The organism is Fumia xinanensis (assembly GCF_014384905.1).
GTDB classification, from domain to species: domain Bacteria; phylum Bacillota; class Clostridia; order Oscillospirales; family Ruminococcaceae; genus Fumia; species Fumia xinanensis.
The window spans coordinates 474,136-490,912 of the sequence record NZ_JACRSV010000002.1; the positions used below are offsets into that span (position 1 = coordinate 474,136).

The 16,777-nt window shown below is 47.3% G+C and carries 9 protein-coding genes; 4 read left to right on the forward strand and 5 right to left on the reverse strand.

Going from position 1 to position 16,777, the window contains the following annotated elements; translation table 11 throughout:
* The first annotated feature begins 210 nt into the window (after positions 1-210).
* Together H8710_RS08725 and H8710_RS08730 are read left to right on the forward strand one after the other, a co-directional pair.
* Positions 211-2,115, forward strand: coding sequence for a leucine-rich repeat protein (locus tag H8710_RS08725; RefSeq protein WP_249295135.1), 1,905 nt, complete (start codon positions 211-213; stop codon positions 2,113-2,115).
* Positions 2,116-2,293: 178 nt separating this feature from the next.
* Positions 2,294-4,228, forward strand: coding sequence for a thioredoxin domain-containing protein (locus H8710_RS08730; RefSeq protein ID WP_249295138.1), 1,935 nt, complete (start codon positions 2,294-2,296; stop codon positions 4,226-4,228).
* Between the two features lie 225 nt (positions 4,229-4,453).
* Here H8710_RS08730 and H8710_RS08735 read toward each other — a convergent pair whose 3' ends face one another.
* From H8710_RS08735 to H8710_RS08755, 5 genes are read right to left on the reverse strand one after another with little or no spacing between them, the layout of a single operon-like run.
* Positions 4,454-5,491: a nucleotidyltransferase family protein gene (locus H8710_RS08735; protein ID WP_249295140.1), complete on the reverse strand. Its 1,038-nt coding sequence runs from the start codon at positions 5,489-5,491 to the stop codon at positions 4,454-4,456.
* On the reverse strand, positions 5,484-6,656 hold the full coding sequence (locus H8710_RS08740; protein WP_249295142.1) for an HAD-IIIC family phosphatase: 1,173 nt from the start codon (positions 6,654-6,656) through the stop codon (positions 5,484-5,486). The genes H8710_RS08735 and H8710_RS08740 overlap by 8 nt, the downstream gene beginning before the upstream one ends.
* Positions 6,653-7,678 (reverse strand): radical SAM/SPASM domain-containing protein, encoded by a 1,026-nt coding sequence (locus H8710_RS08745; protein WP_249295144.1) that lies wholly within the window; start codon positions 7,676-7,678, stop codon positions 6,653-6,655. The genes H8710_RS08740 and H8710_RS08745 overlap by 4 nt, the downstream gene beginning before the upstream one ends.
* Positions 7,675-8,397 (reverse strand): HPr-rel-A system PqqD family peptide chaperone, encoded by a 723-nt coding sequence (locus H8710_RS08750; RefSeq protein WP_249295145.1) that lies wholly within the window; start codon positions 8,395-8,397, stop codon positions 7,675-7,677. Before H8710_RS08750 ends, H8710_RS08745 begins: the two co-directional genes overlap by 4 nt.
* Positions 8,387-9,184 carry a hypothetical protein gene (locus H8710_RS08755; RefSeq protein ID WP_249295146.1) on the reverse strand — a complete coding sequence of 266 codons (798 nt, stop codon included), beginning with the start codon at positions 9,182-9,184 and terminating at the stop codon, positions 8,387-8,389. Before H8710_RS08755 ends, H8710_RS08750 begins: the two co-directional genes overlap by 11 nt.
* Positions 9,185-9,651: 467 nt before the next feature.
* Here H8710_RS08755 and H8710_RS08760 point away from each other — a divergent pair, with 467 nt between their 5' ends.
* Together H8710_RS08760 and H8710_RS08765 are read left to right on the forward strand one after the other, a co-directional pair.
* Positions 9,652-10,494, forward strand: coding sequence for an ArsR/SmtB family transcription factor (locus H8710_RS08760; protein WP_249295147.1), 843 nt, complete (start codon positions 9,652-9,654; stop codon positions 10,492-10,494).
* A gap of 431 nt (positions 10,495-10,925) precedes the next feature.
* A complete protein-coding gene (locus H8710_RS08765) occupies positions 10,926-16,673 on the forward strand; it encodes a fibronectin type III domain-containing protein (protein WP_249295331.1) in 5,748 nt (1,915 codons plus the stop codon).
* Positions 16,674-16,777: the final 104 nt, after the last annotated feature.

The window sequence follows — 16,777 nt, forward strand, 5'->3', positions numbered from 1 at the left end:
CTGACCTGTGGCCAGCAGGTTTCGACTTTGGCTAAAAAGGAACCCTTCGGACAAGCGACGCTCTTCCGAAGGGTTTTTGCCTTCTGAGAAGGGAAGAGCTGCTTTCGACACCTTTATTTGTTTCCGGGGTTTTGAAACCAAAGCAACATCCCGGCAGTATTAAGGGTAAATGGGTTAAATGATGACGGTATGCGTTTGGAGGGCTTAATCATGAAGAGTTTTTTAAAGCTTGCGGTGACTGTATTTGCGTTGTGCTGCGTGGTCTGCCTAAGCCTCGGCACGGTTTCTGCCGGGGAAAAATACCGGGGAGTGCAGAACGGATGCCTTTGGGAGCTGGATGCTGCTACCGGGACTTTGACGATTGATTTCGGCGAGGGGGCGCCGCGTGGCGACTGGCTGCCCTATCAGAATTCCGTTAAACACATGGTTCTTTTAAACGATGAGGTGAACAGCGGCTATTTAAACAATTACTTTGACCCAGAGCTCTATCCCAATTTGGAAACGGTCTCCGGCACATGGCATCACGGGGCCTACGAGCCGTCCCTGCGGGAAGATTACATAAAACCCTGGAAGAAAGGGGACCCGGAGGTTCTGTGGAAAATCGACTTGAAGGCCGGAACCCTTTCTTTCGACGCAAAGGGAAACCCCTTTGTTCCCGGTTATTTTTCAGATGAGTGCGACTTTTTCGAACATTCCGGCTCAACCGGCGTCTGGGTGAACTTTAAGAACAAAATACACACCCTGGTGCTGTGCGACGGGATCACTTCCTGGCCTTCTTCCATCGATGTTCCCCTGCTCATGTATACTATGGAGTTTGACACCGTGAAGGTGGGCAAAAATGTCAAAGCCTTTGACGGGTTGGCCTATATGGCAAAAACGAAGTATGTCGTGGATTCTGCAAATCCGAATCTTGCGGCCTATAACGGCGCGCTCTACACCAAGGATTACAAGACTCTTGTGGGACTCCCTTATGGCAATCCCAAGGTTCAGCTCCATCCAAAAATAAAGCAGATGGGCAACGGGACGCTCAGAGGCGGCTACAATGGGTCCCAATGGGAAATCGACCTGGACGCGAAGACTCTCACCCTCAGCGGAAAAGGAACGTGGGGCCTTTTTAATATTGGATGGCTTTTCCAGCCCTATCTGCCATATCTCAACCGGCTGGTCATCGCCGACGGCGTCGAAAATTTGTACAGCGATGTGTTTTTTTACTCCCTCAAGGGTTTTGATACCTTTGTATTGGGAAAATCGATGAAATCCTTTGAACACAGCACCTGGCTTCCCAAAAAGGAATTTAAAGTGGATCCCCAAAACCCCAATTTTTCCGTGTACGACGGCGCGCTGTACACCAAAGATTACAGCAAGCTCATAGCCGTACCAACAAAAAAAGCTTCTCTCAAAATCCACCCCGATACCAAAACCATCGGAACCCGGGCCTTTGAGGACACCGCCCTCACTTCAATCGTCATCATTCCTGAAGGTGTGACGAAAATCGAAATATTTGCCTTCACCTGGATGGGCACCTCCAACCTGGTGGTCCTTCCGGACACGTTGACATCCATCGAGAACCAGAGCGACCGCCATCCCGCCCTGCCCAAGTTTATCTTTTCCGATAAGAATAAATTAGCTGCTGAACAGCTTGGCGTAAACGGGAAAATCCAAGCGAATTTGATGCCGGATTCCCTCAAAGGCGCTCAGACTGTGAGCGAGATTTATAAAATCACCCAAAACGGCCAGCACCTGCCAGAGGCCCAGTGGAAAACCGAAAACGGGAAAAAATATTATTATGTAAACGGCGTTAAAGCCACCGGGCATATCCGCATCGGAGGAAAGGCCTATTTCTTTGACCAAAACGGCGTGATGGAGCACAGCAAATGGAAGTATTATAACGGCAATTGGTACTACTTAAACTCGTATGGAGCGGGTGTGGTGAAAATCTGGCTCCTGAGCGGCGGCAAGTGGTATTTTATGCAGGCAGATGGCACCATGGCGACATCCAAATGGATCCAATGGTACAACAAATGGTACTACGTGGGGGCAGACGGCGCAATGTATGCAAACCGTAAAACCCCGGACGGATATTGGGTCAATAAAAACGGCGCCTGGGTTTCCTGACGGACAGTAAAAAGAATAAACCAGCCGGAGGCAGCGAACCTTCGGCTGGTTTTTTTGCGGACACTGGGTATTTATCAAAACAGGCCGCGTGTAATCGGCTGCCGGATTATAAAAACTAAAGTTCCACACATACTAAAAGAAACCGAAACAGTTCAATGGATTGAAAACGCGAGGTGAAATGTTGAAAAACCATTTAAAAGAGGAGACTAGCCCCTATCTTTTGCAGCACGCCGACAACCCGGTGGATTGGTATCCCTGGTGCGATGAAGCTTTTAAATTAGCGAGAGAAAAAGACCTGCCGGTGTTTTTGAGCATCGGGTACAGCACCTGCCACTGGTGCCATGTGATGGCACATGAAAGCTTTGAGGACCCGCAGATCGCGGAAATTCTAAACCGGAATTTCATTTCCATCAAAGTGGACAAGGAAGAGCGCCCAGACATCGACAGCATCTACATGACGGTATGCCAGGCACTGACTGGAAGCGGAGGCTGGCCCACCAGCATCTTTATGACGCCGGAACAAAAACCGTTTTTTGCCGGAACCTATTTCCCAAAAACTGCACGCTACGGCACTGTGGGCTTTGGAGAATTGCTCCGTGCCATCAGCGAGAAATGGCGGACCGAGCGGCAGGCGCTGCTAAAGTCCTCCGAGGATATCGTTTCGTTTTTGAACCGGCAGGCGGAAGAACCGGGAGAATCCGATAAAAACCTGCTGGATTCTGCCTGCGAACTGTACCAGAACAGCTTTGACGAAACGTACGGCGGCTTTGGGGAAGCGCCCAAATTCCCCACTCCGCACAACCTGTTGTTTCTGCTCACCTATTACCAAAAAACCGGTCAGGCGCAAGCCCTCCACATGGTGGAGGCGACATTGGAACAGATGCATAGGGGCGGCCTTTTCGACCACATAGGCTACGGCTTTTCCAGGTACTCCACAGACCGGTATTTTCTTGCGCCCCATTTTGAAAAAATGCTGTACGACAATGGGCTGTTGATCATGGCCTACAGCAAGGCCTACACCGTTACCCAAAAAGAATACTACAGAGATGTGGCGGAAAAGACCGCTTCCTATATCCTGCGGGAAATGACTGATCCGGACGGCGGATTTTACAGTGCACAGGACGCAGACAGCGAGGGAGTGGAGGGTAAATATTATCTGTTTGAGCCCAAAGAAATCATCTCCCTTTTGGGCAAGGAAACAGGGAATGCCTTCTGCCGATTTTACGATATAACAGAGAAGGGGAATTTTGAGGGCAAGAGCATTCCGAACCTTTTGGGAAATCCCCATCCCAGCAACCGATTTGAGCAGCATCTTCCCCAGGTGTACGAGTATCGGAAAAAGAGATACCGCCTCCATTTGGACGACAAGATACTGACGGCCTGGAATGGGCTGATGATTGCCGCATTGTCACAATTGTACCGGGTCACCGCCGATGCAACCTATCTGGAAGCGGCTTTAAACGCCCAGAAATTTATCGAAAAAAATCTCTGCCAGGGGGAAACGCTTTATGTGAGCTACAGAGAGGGGAAAACAGGGCAAAAAGGCTTTCTGGATGATTACGCCTTTTATATTTTTGCCCTTGTGGCGCTTTACGAGGCGACACTCGATCAATCTTTTCTTCGCAAAGCCCGACGATTCTGTGAAAAAGCCGAGGCGGATTTTTTTGACCAGGAGCAGGGCGGTTTTTGGCTCACCGGCCGGGAAAACGAGCGGCTGATTCTCCGGCCTAAGGAGACCTATGACGGCGCGGTGCCCAGCGGCAATTCTGTTATGGCGTATAACCTTGTTCGGCTTCACCTGGTTACAGCCGACCGTTGGTTCGGGGATTTGGCAGAGCGGCAGCTGTCTTTTCTCTCCGGTTCCGCCCGACACTATCCGGCGGGATACAGCATGTTCCTCACAGCCCTGTCGGACGCTTTGGACGAGCCGGAAAAAATTGTCATCGCAATAGGCGAAAACGGTATTCCGGATGGATTGTCCTGCAAAATAAGCCTCGGCGCCGCAGTCACCGTTTTGGATGCACCCACAGAGCAATACCGCCTCCTTGACCATCAGACCACCTATTATATCTGCCGGAACCGCGCCTGCCTGCCGCCAGTCAATGAAATATGACTGGACCAGACGGGATGGATAAGATAATGAAAGAGCAGCCGCTAAAGATTTTTCTTTACCGGCTGCTCTTTGATTTTTACATGGTCTGACAAGTGCTTTGATTGGTCCATGCGGGCCTTTCTTTCCAAAAAACCGGTGCTTTTCATAAATCTCTCATGTGGCCTCACGCAATGGAAAAACCCACATTTTACGAACATCTGCGGCCCAGTAAAGCTTTTCTAAGGTTTACATAAACCGTTCATTTAAGGAAATTTTCTCCCTGTCCGTTTCGTCTAGCTGCCCGTCCAGCAGGAAACGAATATCTTCGGCGAAAAGCCGCTCCTCAAAAGGGACATGCCAGCTTTTTCGTTCGAAATCCGTCAATCCAAAGCTGTCCATCAGCCGGTCGTCCCGATAACCCTTCCAGCTCTCCAGAAAATCCGCGAGATCAGGATCATCGAACACCTCATTGGCATAGTAGACGCAATAATACAGATAAGGAGCGACGGATAGGCGTTCACTGTGCTGCCGCAGGACGTCAAGGTCAGGAGCCAAATTCTTGAAGGCATAATAAATATCACAAAAAAGATAAAGCCGCAGCCCGCCTTTGTACAAAAGGTAGATGGAATTCATATCCTTATAATGGTGAAGGCAGAGTGAAACAAACGCCATTTCCGACTTGAGCCTTTTGACCGTTACCCCTGCAATTTCTGTTTCGGCGGAGTGCGCCAATACATAGTCCATATCGGTGTTCTGCCCGCTTTCCCCCCACAGGATGTCCAGATTGACATCGATATTTACATATGGGCACAGACGGTTTGACGTTTCCTTGACAAAAGGAGCTGTCTGATGACTCATAGCCGTTTGGAACAACAGCTCTCTTCTTGTAAAAGGAACCACGCTGCCTCCGACGAGCTTTCCCTGAATAAATCCATGCTCCAAAAGGGCACTTTTGACGGCATCGAGATTTTCTCTGGAAATCAAAAGGTCGATATCCCCTGACTTTCTCAGAAAGGGGGAGCCGTAAGCGTCCTGGGACAGGACGGCTCCTTTTATGACGGCATGGGGAAGTTGGCGGATCGTGTCAAAGAGAGGCTTGCATGTCTGATAGCGCTCCGTTACCGCCGCCTTTGAAAGCTGAATGTCCATCATGGACTTTTTGTCCCCTGTGAGGTTCCGCAGGAAAAGGCATTTGTGCCTGTCGAACAGCGGAATCAGTTCGGGACAGCCGATGTTTTCTTTGACAAGCTTTCGGATTTTTGCAATGGTCAAATCATCATTCATCTGTTGTTACTCCGTGGTCAGCATAAAAATCCGCATACCCTTTGTTTTTGTCATTTGCCTGATAGATCCCTGTCAGTGGAGCGTCGGACAGGGACTGCAGTTTCTGGAGCAGAATTTCCTCCAGCCCCCTGTCAAACACCCGGCAGGAAATCATGAAGCCCTCGATGCAGTTTTGATGCAAAACCCCCATACCCACGATGCCCATATCGCCGTAAATATCGGTCACTTCCAGGGAGACGACCTGGTAATCCGGGCGGGAGAGCATTTCCAGTATTTCCTGCTTGGAGTATCTGGAGCCGCTCAAATTAAACCGATTGGTTCGGCTTGACAGCTCCGATAACCGTTCCGCCTGGGATGCTGAAGCTTCTTGACAGATGACAACGGTTTGCAGGGACGCGTTATATTCCTCCACGCTGCCGCAGCAAACCCGCTGTTTCTCCCGCTCCTTTTGCTCCCGGTAGAGAACCGTCCGGTTTCTTTCCCCGCCTTCCGCCTGGGGAAAGAAGCCTTTTATTTTTTCGATGAAATTTCCGTTGGAATAATCGACGAGAATGGTTTCCACTTCCGGCAGCAGGGCAGAAACGAGCCCCAATTCATAGGGCATATCGTCCGCGAAGACAAAACTGTCTGGGAACAGAGAGAGCTCGTCCGCGATTTCTCGGATATTGCTTGCCTTATCCTTTTGATTGACCTTGGATAATAGAATATGCTCTTGTTTCAGCAGCATTCGTTCATCCTGGAAGGCACTGTGGATGGTTTCCGGTTCGTTTTTGCTGCAAATGCAGAGCAAAACCCCCTTCTCATACAAACGGACCAGCTCTTTGTGTAAGGCGATTATATCATCGTCTATAACGATTTCTTCTTCTCCGGCGATACCCTTCCATAAAACGTTGTCGCAGTCCAAAATGAGGCATTTCTTGACAGGCGCCAAATAGGACGAGAGCATAGAATACAAATTGGACAGGGTGCTGAATTTTTGAAATAAAAGGTCGCTGTCCCGAATTTCGATCTGGAATTCGTCCTCCAGCGCGACGATAAGCTCAATAAACCGGAGGGAGTCAAGACCTATTTCGGAGAGTTCCTGTTCCGGCGGAATGGAAGACAAATCTTCTACAGGAAGCCCCACTACCTTTGAAAGGCAGCGCAGAATGGCATCTTTATTCATCGTATCAAATCCTTTTTCATTTTGGAGAGACTCTGCTTGAGAAAAATCAGTTTTCTGTATTCGCAGTCCCCATCCTCTTGCAGGGGGTCGCCATGCAGAGTGACGGCCGCCGCCATGCATCCCCGGCTGCACCCTTCTTCGAGCAGGCACCGGTCGCAGCCATAATCGCATCGCAGTCGCTGTTGGGCCAGCTGAACCATACCCTGTGCCTTTTCCTCAATAGAATCCATATCAAGATGGAAAATATTTCCCATGCTGTATCGGCTGTCATACAGCGTCTGACACGGCTGTATGGACCCGTCCGTCTTGACACAGAGGGATAGTCCGTCTGTGCCGTCTATGTAGGGACATTTCATCGAGCACAAAGGCAGGAAAGCCTCTGTGTCAAACTCTTTGTTGAGCCGCTCAATGAGGTTTAGGGCCTTTATCTTTTGCTGTGGGGACAGGCTTTTATCCTCCCACTTCTCCGACCCGTTCCCAGATTTGTAGATAAAAGCGAACTCAGGAAGGAATCCCAGGGAGACAGCCAGCTGATAAAAGCTTTCGATGTCGTCGTAATTCTGCTGGGAAATGACCATTTTGAGCAGGGGAGCGCTGTCAGGGCGATGGACTTGCTGTGCAAAAGAGAGTGCTTTGTCAAAATTCCCTTTTCCGCGGGTTTTCTCATTCTGCTTTTCACAGGAACCATCCAAACTGACCTGCAAGGTCAAATTTTTGCGGGTGTTCAGCATTTCGATGAGCGCTCCGTCCGGGTTTGTCCCGTTTGTGACGACGCCGAAAGACAGGTCCGGATACTGATCCACAAGGCCGAGAACATCGTGAAAAGCGGTATGTAAAGTGGGTTCGCCTCCTGAGAGAATAACCCGGCGCAGCCCATAGGGGAGAAATTTCTCGATCATAGTTTCAAGCTGCATCTTGGAAATCTCTTTTCTTTCCCTGTTTAACCCGGAACGGTTATAGCAGGTGCGGCAATTCAAATTGCATTGGTTTGTGATTTCCACATAAATCATTTTTACATTCATAGTACTTCAACGACCTTTTTTGACACGGTATCCTGCAAAAACTCTTCCACATCTTCCCGGATTTCATCGGGAGAGGTCTCATAAACCGCGCACAGCTTTTGAAGCAGCGTCTCCAAATCGCAGGGCTCTTCCAGCATGCCCAGAATATCAATGCCGATTTCATCGAAAAAGTGAGTGTCACCGCTTTCCGGGTCAAAGACAGCAAGGGAGGTTTCGTCGCTTTGAATGTACTCCATAGATTTGTTTTTCTGATAAACCATAATATTTTCCTCTTTTCTTAAAATTACTTTTTGATAAAGCTGATAAATGGAAGACTGTTTTGTTTTTTCGGCGTCGTACCGGCAGCGGAAGAAGGCCCGGTTTACGAGCATAGATAAGGTGATGAGCCTGGGGGCACAGGGGGGCAGGCTGCGGCCGTTTACAGCAGTCACCTTGCCGATAATCCGCTCATAGGGCACATCCTCCAGGCGAAAAGCGTTGTCCCCTTTGCAGAAATACAAGCCGTCCCGCTTCTCCAGGAGCCGGTGAACCAGCAGTTCATCGTGTTTATAGGTAAAGACCAGGATGTCCCCGATTTCATATTCCGCCTGCCTTTGGACGGTGATCGAATCCCCCTCATAAAGTGTGGGATTCATGCTGACGCCGACAACGGAAATTTCCACCGGCTTTCCGGCGCTGACTTGAACGGCCAGCAGCTTTTGCAGCAGTTTATCGTCCATCTCGAATCACCTCCGCGGCAAAATCCATCCGGCTGTAACACAGCCGGCGGCACTGATGGCCGGCCAGCGCCGAAATGAATTTCAGGTAATCGGCGCTGACGGCGTAATCGGTAATGGGGGCCTTCATCAGCGCAGTCATTTTTTCGGTGGTTGACAGTTTGATCAGCTGATTTTCCGACTCCGTCCTCTGAATAAAAAAGATTCCTCCAAGGGGCGTCGGCCCATCGGCGCAGTCTTCCGGCGTATAGGCATAACGGATATTTCCCCCGTCTTCAAACCGCTGAAGGCCCGGGGGAACGGCCTGCAACCTCTTCAAAACCTGAAGCCCGCCTTCCCGCAGATGAATCGGCGTTTGATAAGGGTAAACGGCAAAGCTCGTCCGATGGAGCAAAATGCAGTCGTCGGTGATGTATTGAAAACCGGCGCCGGAAAGGTAGCTTGCAAGCGTCGTCTTGCCGCCGGTGGTCGCCGCCAGAAACAGGTACGCTTTTCCCTCATGGCCCACAGCGGCTCCGTGCAGGGCAAAAAACCTTTCATCGTAATGGGTGTTCTCGCAGACGATGTGGTCGATTTCCGACAAGGCATTGGGCGAACAGGTGATTTTCCCGTCAAATTCGATGCGATAGCCGTCGTTTTCACGAAAGGCGGCAATGACTTTTCCTCTCGGCTCATCAGATACGGCAATGTACTTTCCGTGCTTCAAAAACAAAGAGCGGCTGAGGTGATGACAGTTTGTCCGTATCGTAAAATCGGTTTGAAACGGCGGTGATAAATATAACGTCAGCATACAGAAACTCCCCATCAGTGTTTTTACAGTATTATACATCATTTTTTGACTATTTTCCAGATTTATTGACATAAAGTAGGAAAAATCTATAAAAACTCGCTTTTATACAGCAAAATTCGCCAAAAAATTCACTCATTTGACAAGGAAGAGTTTATTTAAAAAAATAATTTCAAATTATATTTTCTATAAGTGTAATAAAAAGTTGATTTATAGGTTATTTTCTGGTATAATAGCAAAAAAAGGTGATAAACATGTACAATATAAAATTTCTCAAAGAACCTGGATACGTATATGATCTCCTACACATTTTTATATTTCATTTTAATAAGGATCATTTAAATGGCTATATAAATTACAATAAATCCACGGAAAACATGGAATTTTTTAATAGACTGCAGTTTGAGTTTACAGATATTCCACAGGAACTCTTCATCTTTTTTTATCTCAAAGAAGATGGAAGATGCTTTTTGCCCCAATATTGTTTTTATGATAATGTTGAGAAATATAACGTCAACTTTATTTTTGAGAACATGCAGGACGATTTGCTGGACACCGAGAGAATCGTGTCCAGAATGATTCAGTTTTATTTTCCAAAACTCAGCGACGAAGAGGTGCAGAAGTATCGAAAAAATTTGAAACTTTTGGTGCAGCTCATCGACGAATCCGAATACAGCGACTATGTAAAAGAAAAGCTCTGTGTATTTTTTGTCAATTACGAATGGATCATAAAAAAATTGAATTTTGAGCTGATTTCTAAAGAAGCTCAGTTGAAGTTCTATTATGAGAGAAACTATAAGAAAATTGCAGATTTTGAAAGTAATTTGGACTTTGATGATTTAGTTGTTAAATTGCCTAAAGTATATGGTAAGAATTTTGTCATTAATGAGAAAAAAGATATTTATATTTCTCCTTGTATTGTTTATAAGAATTGTGCTATAACTTGTTTTTTAAACGATAGTAATTTTATTTTACTTGGACTCGACATAGAATCTATGCTTAATTTTTGGCATGATCAGACGAGATTGGTAGATTTAGATGTTTTTGGAACCGCTGTATCGGAAAAAAACCGGATCGGGATTATCGACGCTTTGCTGCTTCGAGACGAAATGTCCATTCGAGAGATTGAACAGATGTTTGGAATCTCCAACACCAATGCTTATTACCATCTGAATTTGATGCTCAAGGCCAATATTATCCATGTCCGCAATCAGGGCCGAACTATGTTTTACAGTCTAAATCGAGAATACTTTGATAATCTGATTGAGGCTTTAAAAAAATATGGAACAAAGAAAGGGAGGGAAGAAATATGAAGCGTTGGCACAAACCAATGGTTCTTACTCTGACTGCAAAAGAATTGAAAAATCAAATCAAAGCTGCTGCCAGATCTTGGGGATGCAGTTCAAACCAATCTAGATAATAAAAATGAAACAGGACGAAGTATAAAACATACTTCGTCCTGTTTTTTTGTTATAACCACAGTGCTGATGATAACATTACAACGTTTGGAAATGAGCCAATCCGGGTATGGAACCATTTCTGCCTTCATTTGCATAATTCATCTGGGCTTCTTTGAAAATAAGTGATTTCTCTATACAGTAGCATATTAGATGCAATACTTGTGCGGTTTATCTAAAATATCTGAATGAATTTAAAAATTTATATATTTATTAAATTGGTATTGATTAAAATAAAATTTAGTGGTATTATTAAATTAATAAAATATTAAACGAGGAGGTAAAATATGAAAAGATTAAACTGTCTGCTGTCATTCATCCTTTCGGCTACGGTTGCGTGCAGCAATATCAACATAGTCGCAGCAGCCAATGAATTACCAATTGCTTCAGATTTTATCACTGGACAATCAGAGGAGAGTTTGCAGTTAACTTCTCCCAATAATTTGCCACTGCCCGGTGCTGTCTGTAATTGCGCCGAGCAGTGCACTGAAGAGAATGATAACCCGGACTGCCCGGTGTGCACGGACAACCTGTCAGGATGCGTTGGAACGCCGGTTCAAGAGCCGGAGTGCGTCTGTACAGAGCGCTGTGACGGGGAAAGCGGGAACGTGGACTGCCCGGTTTGCGTCAATGACCTGTCCGCCTGTACCGGAATGTCGTCTGCGAGGACTTTTTTAGGTGACTTTCCTGTTACGGTGACTATCGGCAGTGAGACGACGGGATATGCGATCTGGGAAGAGGCTGTTGCTGTGGTCAATAAACTTCCTCAAGACGGCGACGTGAGCCAGGCGGTCATCCACCTGTCAGCGGATCTGGAACTGTTGGATGAGGCGCAGAGAATGATGCCTACCAATCCCTGTACCATTGATGGACTCAATGAAGGCGGTGAAAACTTCAAGTTTTTGCTTCCCTCCGGGTATACTCGTATTTTTAATCGGGCAAGTATTCGATATCAAAACCTAATATTTGATGTTCCCAAAGATAATAATGTCTGGATGGAAAACCAACACACCGAAGACGTCCCTATTGACGTTGAATTGGAAAACGTGTCCGCAGAATCAATGATTCTGTACGGAAGCGCTAGTCTGGACACCTTAAAGCTAATCAATTCCAAAACAGGCCCATTGAGTGGGTTCAAAACTCTAGAGGTTAACGAGACCAGCGCAGAGGTAAACGGAAGCTTGAATGTTGAAACGGTAAAATTAAATGATGCGACTTTATATGTAGAATATCTTGGCAGTGATAATGTGGAACTAACAGAATCAACAGTTGACCTATTGGAATTTTATTTGTTTAATTTGCAGCTGGCCGGCTCGAATACATTAAATTACATGGGCAGGACCGATAGTGATTCGGAAGTATTTAACTGCCGTAGCAGCAGTACGATTTCAGGTGAAGGAACCCTTACCCTGAACGATAAAACCCAAAGCGGGATGCCTAAGTACTTCCGTATTTTCCGAGATGTGTACACTGGTTTTACTGGTTATGAGAAAATTATCCTAGGTGAAAATCTGGAAATGTATCGACTTTGTCACGATAGTAAAACCGTATATTTAGAGCCATGTGTTGCCACAGTCGATATCGGTGGACAGAAAACAATCTGCCCATACTGGGCTGACGTACTCAAACTGGTCAACGCACTTCCGAAAGACGGGGACGTCAGCCAGGCGGTTATTATGTTAAATAAAACGATATATAATGCCGAAACTCCAGATGGCAATGAAGAGCTTGTTATGCCGTCGAGTCCCTGCACGATTGATGGAACCGCCCCGGCTGGAGCCGGCGTGAACGGAAAAGACATCTATACAATAAGCCCAGGAGGAAAATTGCAAGCCCCCGTCAAGTTTCGAAATGTAGAGCTATGGCCAACAGACACTTTCAATGACGAACATCCGGACGGAGTGCCAATAATCTTAGAAAATTGTATGAGTATGGGTATTTACGGACCGGGTACAGATAGTTTGGACAATCAAATTACCATACAAGGCAGCTTTATAAGCGGACAAGATATTTGTGACGTTAAATATATTAACTTGGATAACGCCACACTTGACCACACGCAAACACTTCCCACTTTCTATAATTGCGATACGATTCATTTAACCGGAGAAAATGTAATAAAATATGCTCTGTTTGATTTTTGTCCCTTCTGGTTTTTAAACGGAACAGGGTTTACCGGAGAGGGAAAACTAATTCTTGCCTATCCTATGGAGATGAAGCCCTATAACGGTGACTGTATTATCGGACAAAAAGGGGATGATAATGAGTTATCCGGTTTGGATAAGTTGGTTTTGGAACCGGCCGACGTTTTTTCGGATTTCGACATTGTCCGTATCAATAATCAGTATGTTTTAGATGACGGAACCTGTTTTGACATGGACGGCAAACCTTATCTATATCTTCAGGAAGCCATTGATGCAATTCCCGAAAATGGTTCCGGGACAATTCTCGTAAAGTCCTCCTGTGAACTGACATCAGCAGTGCTGATTGATGGAAATCGGACTGTCACCCTTTTAGGAAACAGCGATAGACCTTTTAAGTCAGTGATCCGCCGTTCTTATAAGGACGGTGGCTTTCAAGGCGCTATGTTTGTTGTCAATAAAGGCTCGGTTTTGAACATCGGAGAACCAACGCATCCACATGATATCTTGAGGATTACCGGGGGCTATGATTGGAAATCTGGTAGCTATCCTGCTAGCGGCAGTATAATAGAAAACCGCGGAGGCACGCTGAATCTTTACGGCTATGGAGGCTATGAATTATTCGATAACTATAATCTAAATGGAAAGGGAGGCGCGGTGTATAATACCAATGGCGGTGTATTTAATATGTATGGAGGAAGCATATACTCTTGCCAGGCAGATCAAGGTGCTCAAATCTATAATGATGAAAATAGCATTTTCCGCTATGTATTCGGACTACTCGGACGCAACCTCGAGATTCCGGACATGGGCATTGCCAATTATGGCGTCTATGAATATGCAGGTTCGGAACAATATATTAAAGCCCCAATTCATCTGTACAATGACGGGGTCATTCACGTTACAACCAAATTATCGGCGGACGACAAATTCTTGATCATTCCTTCTTCCGCGGAAGCGGGCACTGTCGTCGCCACCTATGACGACGACAGCCTGGTAAAAGAAAGCAGCTTCCAATACGATCCCGAATTAGTGCAAACCAATCCCGAGGGCCTCCAATTTATCAAAGAAGACGGAAAGGTCGTCCTGGGCATCAAGACCGGCGTAACGCTCACCCCCTCCGAAACCGAGATTTTCTTTGACGGGCAGCCTCACGGCTTTGATGGAACCGTAAAGGTTACCGATTCCCACGGCAGCGTCATCACCCAAACCCTTTCGGACGTCACATTGACTTATTCCGATGAGGAGGACGGGGTCTATGCCGACGCCGTACCCGTCGATGCGGGAACCCACTGGGTCAAAGCAACTTATTCGGGCAGCACTGCTCAAAATTACGGCGCAAGCGTCAGCGCTCCAGTATCCTATACCATCAAACCGGTTAAAGAAAGCATTTCTTTCGTCACCGAAAAGATGGATAAGATTTACGACGGGCTCCCGGTAGAGGACCCAGAAGTGCAGTCCAGTTCCGAAAACTATACGCTGACCTATATGGAAAAAGGGAGCACAGAACCGCTGGGCGGCGCGCCGTCTCATGCTGGAACCTACACGGTGACCGCATCAATTCCCACAACAGAAGGTCATCTGAGCGCCAGTGCTAAAATGGACTTTACCATTTCGCCCAAACCGCTGAGTGAAGTGTCCATTGCGGCTATTGCCTCGCAGCGTTATACCGGACAGCCGATTCATCCTAAACCAACCGTCAGCTTTGTCAATAACCAGGGAACGGTTGCGCTCGATGAAACCAGCGACTTTGTTTATCGCTACGGCAGTAACACCGCTGTTGGAAACGCAGCGGGCTCGGTAACCATTGAAGCGGTTTCCAAAAACTACAGCGGAAGCAAAACTATTAATTTTGATATCGAAAAAAGCAGTGCCCCTGCGCTAACGTTTCCTACTGCTTCTGGCCTGACTTATGGGCAGAAGCTCAACGAGTCGAAGCTGACCGGAGGCACTTCCGGCAGAGGAGCTTTTATCTGGAAAGAGTCCAATGTGGTTCCTCTGGCGGGGAAACAGGCTTATGCGGTGGTATTCATCCCCAATGATTTAGAAAACTATGATTATACCAGCACAGAAGGTTGGAACGAGCAAACGAAAACTGTCGTCCGGGCGGTGGAAATCACTGTAAGTAAAGCGGCTGCTCCGGCCATCGTCTGGCCAACTGCGGGCAGTCTGGCTTACGGGCAGAAGCTCAGCGAGTCGAAACTCTCCGGCGGTAGCACCGATAACGGAAGCTTTCAGTGGTCGAACGGAAGTATTGTCCCGACGGTTTCTAACAATGGGTATGAGATAACCTTCCTTCCGAAAGACACCCAAAACTACGATTATGCCGGAATCGCGCTCAAACGGAATCTTTCGGTTTCGGTGGCGCCTGCCCCGATTACCGGCTCTTTGCAGATCGTGCTTAGCAGCGACTCCAATCAAAACGGTAAGGCGGAAGTGGGAGATGTCCTTATGGTGGAAACATCCAATGTTTCTCCGAGCGGAGCAGTTGAATCGCTCACTTTTCAATGGAAAGTGGGCGGAAAGACTGTACAAAGCGACGGTCATTATACCGTGCAAAGCGGTGATGCAGGTAAAACTGTAACTGTTACGGCTGCTGCATCTGGAAATTATGCTGGAACTGTGTACAGCGGAGAATTTCATATGGCCCGCAAGGTGTTGAACGGAACTCTGAGTATCAGCGGCGTCGCCAAGGTAGGCGAAACCCTCACTGTCGAAGCGGTACTCAATGGAGCTGTACTGAATGAGGATTATACTCTCTGCTGGTATCGTGACGGTGAAAAACTTACCTCTGTTTCAAAGGACTATACTATTGTCAAAGAAGACGAAGGAACATCTTTGACGGTAATGGCAACCGCAATTGATAGAGAAGGTGCAGTCTATACCGGGAGCGTTTCCAGTGAGGCATTTCACATCCCCAAGGGAGCTTTGGCTCCGGCGATCCCCACCGTGACGGCGACGGTAGAAAATGGACAAATTGCTGTGAGCTGGACTCTATCCTCCGACGGTGGCAGCCCTATTTCGGGCTACAGTCTGCGGGTTTTCCTAAACGGCAAAGATGCGGCAAACAGCCCTTATTTACTGAAAGCTAGTGATCATTCCCTGACTATAAGCGGCTTGGCAACTAAAAATAGTTACATCATTACTGTAACTGCAACAAATGCCATAGGTTCTACATCTTCAGAGCCAGTTACCGTTTATTTGCCTGAATCGTCCAGTGGTGGAGGTTCCGGCGGAGGCGGAGGTTCCGGCGGAGGCGGAGGTTCCGGCGGAGGCGGAGGTTCCGGTGGAGGCGGAGGTTCCAGTGGCAGCGGCTCAGGCAGCGGGACTACACCCAAGCCTGATACCAGTAAACCGGACTCCGAGAAGCCGGAGGCGCAGAAACCCTCTTCCAATAAACCGTCGGTTCCGATTACTTCTTACACTTGGGAAAAAACGTCCAGCGGTTACAATCTAAAAAATCAGAACGGAAATTATGTATCTGGATGGGCTAAAGTGGACGGAATATGGTACTATTGCAAAAATGGTGCCATGCAGACCGGTTGGCTCAAGCTGGAAAATACCTGGTACTACCTAAAGGCAAGCGGCGCTATGGCGACCGGTTGGCTGAAACTAGGGAACACCTGGTACTACCTGAAGGCAAGCGGCGCTATGGCGACAGGTTGGCTGAAGCTGGGAGACACCTGGTACTACCTGAAGGCAAGCGGCGCTATGGCGACAGGCTGGCTGAAGCTGGGAGACACCTGGTACTACCTGAAGGCAGACGGCGCTATGGCGACAGGTTGGCATTGGATTGGCGGCAAATGCTACTATTTCTACAGCGATGGAAAAATGGCGGCCAACACAAGTATCGGCAAATATAAAGTAAATTCCAGTGGTGCTTGGGTACAATAGTTTACAGGCCAGCAGCACCTTTTGGCAATATCCAATCATGCTTGCAAACCGTCGATGAATTGGTATAGCAATTTTTCAAAGACGGGGGATTGCAGTTTTGGTTT

Bases quoted from the DNA above. Each gene is read 5' to 3' on its own strand.
- H8710_RS08725 (WP_249295135.1), top strand. From the start codon at position 211: ATGAAGAGTTTTTTAAAGCTTGCGGTGACTGTATTTGCGTTGTGCTGC.
- H8710_RS08730 (WP_249295138.1), top strand. From the start codon at position 2,294: ATGTTGAAAAACCATTTAAAAGAGGAGACTAGCCCCTATCTTTTGCAG.
- H8710_RS08755 (WP_249295146.1), bottom strand. From the start codon at position 9,184: ATGCTGACGTTATATTTATCACCGCCGTTTCAAACCGATTTTACGATA.
- H8710_RS08735 (WP_249295140.1), bottom strand. From the start codon at position 5,491: ATGAATGATGATTTGACCATTGCAAAAATCCGAAAGCTTGTCAAAGAA.
- H8710_RS08740 (WP_249295142.1), bottom strand. From the start codon at position 6,656: ATGAATAAAGATGCCATTCTGCGCTGCCTTTCAAAGGTAGTGGGGCTT.
- H8710_RS08745 (WP_249295144.1), bottom strand. From the start codon at position 7,678: ATGAATGTAAAAATGATTTATGTGGAAATCACAAACCAATGCAATTTG.
- H8710_RS08765 (WP_249295331.1), top strand. From the start codon at position 10,926: ATGAAAAGATTAAACTGTCTGCTGTCATTCATCCTTTCGGCTACGGTT.
- H8710_RS08750 (WP_249295145.1), bottom strand. From the start codon at position 8,397: ATGGACGATAAACTGCTGCAAAAGCTGCTGGCCGTTCAAGTCAGCGCC.